Source organism: Clostridium sp. DSM 8431 (assembly GCF_900116755.1).
Classification (GTDB): domain Bacteria; phylum Bacillota; class Clostridia; order Clostridiales; family Clostridiaceae; genus Clostridium.
In genome coordinates, this window is the sequence record NZ_FPBY01000292.1 from 1 (window position 1) to 2,157 (window position 2,157).

The following is a 2,157-nucleotide window of genomic DNA, read 5'->3' on the forward strand; positions in this document are numbered from 1 at the left end:
ATATGGAAGTTGTCAAATGCATTAAAAAATAATTGTAGGCCGCAAAAGAACCTAAAAGCAAAATAATTAAATTGTATTTTAATATGAAATTATTTCACTTTTAGAACCTTTTGCATGGCAAAACAAAGCTGCTTCCTGCGCTGAAAAGCGTGGCGTTAGCCACTTTGTTCATGAAGAAAAAATGGTATTTATATAGAAAATAAAAATAAATAATAAAATAAAAATAAGGATAAATTTAGAACTTATTCATTAATATGTAGCTATGAAAAGAATAAAATAAAAGAGTATAATAAAGAAAACTAGCTAAAATTTTAATTTTTATAATGAGGAATTGATAATGTTATCAAACTTGACATAATTCTTTTTTTCGGATAAAATAATAACAAATACTGGTTTATGATATTCTTGCTATTAGTAAGAAGAATATGACACCAAATTACGCTTTCTTATTTACATTATAGATAAATAAAAGCTTAGGAGGTGTTTACGTGCCAACGTATTTAATTATAATAATATTAATAGATATATTTGTATTATGTATATTAGGCTTTGTGCTTAAAAAAGGTATAGAAAAAGCTACTCAAAGCAAAGTAGATTCGTTAATTGATGAAGCTAAAAATGTTTTAGAGAATGCTAAAAGAGAAGCAGAAGCTACAAAAAAAGAATCTATTCTTGAAGCTAAAGAAGAAGTTCATAGATTAAGAAATGATTTGGATAGAGATTCAAGAGAAAGAAGAAATGAACTTCAAAGATTAGAAAGAAGATTGATTCAAAGAGAAGAATTACTTGATAAAAAGAGTGATACTTTACAGAAAAAAGATGATGCGCTTAATGAGAGAGCTATTGAAATCGATAATATGGAAATTGAAGTTGAAAAACTTGCTGATGAAAGAAGAGCTGAACTTGAAAAAGTTTCAGGTTTATCAAGTGAAGATGCTAGACAGATCCTATTAGAAGAAATCAAGAAAGAAATTACTCATGATGCAGCAGTAATGATTAAGGATGTCGAAAGTAGAGCTAAAGAAGAAGCAGACAAGAAAGCAAGAGAAATTATAACAACAGCTATACAAAGATGTGCTGCAGATCATGTATCAGAAACAACTGTACATGTAGTTGCTTTACCTAATGACGAAATGAAAGGAAGAATCATAGGTAGAGAAGGTAGAAACATTAGAACCTTAGAAACATTAACAGGAGTAGATTTAATTATTGATGATACTCCAGAAGCAGTTATTTTATCAAGCTTTGATCCAATAAGGAGAGAAGTTGCTAGGATGGCATTAGAAAAGTTAATAGTGGATGGAAGAATTCATCCAGCTAGAATTGAAGAGATGGTTGAAAAGTCTCGTAAAGATGTTGAAAATGATATTAAAGAAGAAGGAGAGCAAGCAGCTCTTGAAACTTCAGTTCATGGATTACATCCGGAGATAATAAAACTCCTTGGTAGATTAAAATATAGAACTAGTTATGGTCAAAATGTGTTAAAACATTCCATAGAAGTATCGTATTTAGCTGGTTTAATGGCTTCAGAGTTGGGTCTAGATGTTAATTTAGCTAGAAGAGCTGGTTTACTACACGATATTGGTAAGGCTGTAGATCAAGAACAAGAAGGACCACATGCAATTATTGGTGGAGATCTTGCGAAGAAATATCACGAATCACCAGCAGTAGTTAACGCCATAGCAGCTCACCATGGTGATGTAGAAATAGAATCATTAGAAGCATGCTTAGTTCAAGCAGCAGATGCTATTTCAGCTGCTAGACCAGGAGCTAGAAGAGAAACCTTAGAATCGTACATCAAACGTTTAGAAAAGTTAGAAGAAATTGCAAATTCTTATGAAGGTGTAGAGAAGTCATATGCAATTCAAGCTGGTAGAGAGATTAGAATTATTGTTAAACCAGATCAAGTCGACGATCTTGGAGCAATAGAACTAGCACGTAATATTGTGAAGAGCGTTGAAGAACAATTGGAATATCCAGGTCAAATTAAAATCAACGTTATTAGAGAAACTAGAGCAGTTGATTTTGCTAAATAAAGAATTAAAATACATTTTGCATTGCAAAATGTATTTTTTTAATGCATAGACCAGTTATACAAAAAAATAAAAAATTTTAAAAAGTAATTTTTTAAAAAAGGGTACACTTAATAAACCATTA

1 protein-coding gene is annotated in these 2,157 nt (G+C 30.6%); it reads left to right on the forward strand.

The window, feature by feature from the left end:
• Window positions 1–488 precede the first annotated feature (488 nt).
• Entirely contained in the window at window positions 489–2,036 is a 1,548-nt protein-coding gene (rny, locus tag BM384_RS16855) for a ribonuclease Y (protein WP_090015399.1), read from the forward strand.
• The last annotated feature ends 121 nt before the right edge of the window (window positions 2,037–2,157 follow it).